This is a genomic window from Senegalia sp. (in: firmicutes) (assembly GCF_052088025.1).
Classification (GTDB): domain Bacteria; phylum Bacillota; class Clostridia; order Tissierellales; family SIT17; genus Anaeromonas.
Genome location: NZ_JBQCYD010000082.1, coordinates 1 through 1,662 on the forward strand (window position 1 = coordinate 1; position 1,662 = coordinate 1,662).

Annotated in this window: 1 protein-coding gene; it reads right to left on the reverse strand. The window is 32.7% G+C overall.

What is annotated here, in order from left to right:
• Positions 1 to 102: 102 nt before the first annotated feature.
• The gene (locus tag ACTHUW_RS12480; RefSeq protein WP_442213490.1) at positions 103 to 1,473 is read right to left on the reverse strand and encodes a hypothetical protein; all 1,371 of its coding nucleotides are present in this window, start codon (positions 1,471 to 1,473) and stop codon (positions 103 to 105) included.
• Between the last annotated feature and the right edge of the window lie 189 nt (positions 1,474 to 1,662).

The following is a 1,662-nucleotide window of genomic DNA, read 5'->3' on the forward strand; positions in this document are numbered from 1 at the left end:
ATTGTATAAATTTTCTCCTTCATATGCCACCTCACTTATAAATCATTGTATCATACTGCTGTACAAATCGTTGTACGCTGTTGTACATTACTGTACACTCTACTAAATATATTTATAAACTGTTGTACGACTAATTTTTAAGTTTTTAGCTATTTCTGTTGGGGTATGATCAGGATTTTCCGCTATATATTCCTTGACAAGATTTTCTTTTGAAGGTCTGCCTTCTTTATTTCTCCAATCTGTATCTACATAAGAAATGTTGTCTCTTACAAAATTCATTATCTTTATATGTTCTTTTTGCTTTCTATAATTTCTTTTATTTTTTTCGATTGGAATATCCGTTAATTTTACGATATCATCAATGGTAAAATTGTAATATTGTCTGTCATAGGTTTCTAAGGCTGATTTAATATCATCTTCTTCTAAAGGATTGCTATGTTCAATTTCTTTTAATTCATCAAAGATCTTATACATATCTTCTCGAACTTCTTTCTTAGGAATATTACACTTTACTGCGTAAATCGCCATACACATTAAAAAGTAATATCTATGTCCTCCCTTAACCTTATAAGACTGCCTTAGCCACCAGTCATAGAGATCTCTCTTTATATCCCAACTTTTTGCTCTCCTGTTCCCTTCAACTACCACTCGCTGATACCACTCTGGAAACTTCTCTTTAGCTTCATCAATGGTATATTTTGTAGGTTGAAAGGGCATATTTACATCTACTCTATTTTTTTCTTCATCTACATATTGATTCATATACTCTAAAGTAACTCTATCGCCTGTCTTAAAAGCTCTAACTGGTAAACCATACTTATCATTCTTAGATCCAACCATTCTAAAACCTTGATTGATTGACTGATACTGAATCTGTTTTTCCATAGAAGTTGCATTATACTCCCACATTCTAAAGGTTAGATCATACTTTAATGCTTTCATTTGAAGCTTAATATTAGGATACAGAGCAATAGGATTTTCAAAAACATAATAAATATGAAGTCCAGTTCCACTCATTACGATAAAAGTAGGCTGGGGAAGTGTTCTAAGTGCTGGCTTCTTACCTATTCTAGCAAACAGATTCATCAACTCATTCTTACCTACTGCGTCTAAATCAAATACCAAAGCATTCATATTCTGAGCATACTGTAGTCTATTAACACGACCCCTATAAGCTAACCCACTACATAATGTCATAGGATTACCTTCTACAAATTCCTTATAGTCCTTCTCCCATGTATCTTTAAGCATTATTCTTCTTCTTAGCTTTCTTTCAGTACCTTCATCTTTCGGATCCTTATATAAATAGACACTATTAGGTTTAGAATAATCTCCACTAACCTCTCCTTCAGCTTGATTATCAGGAAATATATACTTATAAAATCCTTCGCCTCCTACCTCTGAATAATGAAATCTAAGCAGAGACTCTACTTCCTTATAATTCTTCACTTTATCTACTATCTCATTACTCATACAATCACTCCTTCAGCTTAATTTACTTATATCAACTAGTCGCACTTCGCTTGACGCTACCGCATTAAGAGAACAGAAGAAAACCACTTCCTTACCTCTTAATTTTGCTATAAAATCTCTCTTTTTCTATCTCTCTTTTCTAAATACAGATTAATAATAACTACTAAACCCTAGTAGGGGGACTTAGAT

Excerpts from the sequence above, each read along its gene's own strand:
- ACTHUW_RS12480 (WP_442213490.1), bottom strand. The coding sequence starts at position 1,473 with ATGAGTAATGAGATAGTAGATAAAGTGAAGAATTATAAGGAAGTAGAG.